The organism is Pseudomonas sp. DE0010 (assembly GCF_007680745.1).
GTDB lineage: Bacteria > Pseudomonadota > Gammaproteobacteria > Pseudomonadales > Pseudomonadaceae > Aquipseudomonas > Aquipseudomonas parafulva_B.
Window position 1 is genome coordinate 1 of the sequence record NZ_VEJQ01000187.1, and the last position, 283, is coordinate 283.

Consider the following 283-nt stretch of genomic DNA (forward strand, 5'->3'; position numbering starts at 1 on the left):
GGCCTCGAACTTGTGGGTGACCTTGGCCAGCGCCAGGGGATCGCTGACGCCATAGAGGCTGGCGCCGGCGCGAAAGACGTCGCGGAAGGCCAGGGCGCATAGCACCGTGTAGCCACCGGCGCTGCCGCCACGGATAAAGGCCCGTGTCGGATCCACCAGGCCCTGGGCGCCCAGGTGGTCGACCACCGCGCAGGCGTCCTCGACGTCCACCTCGCCCCAGCGCAGGTGCAGCGCCTGGCGGTAGGCCCGGCCATGGCCGCTGCTGCCGCGATAGTTGAGATCG

At 71.0% G+C, this 283-nt stretch carries 1 protein-coding gene; it reads right to left on the reverse strand.

Annotated elements, in window-relative coordinates:
* Positions 1–283 (reverse strand): prolyl oligopeptidase family serine peptidase (locus FS767_RS22180; protein WP_144968245.1); only part of this gene is annotated, 283 nt, incomplete at both ends.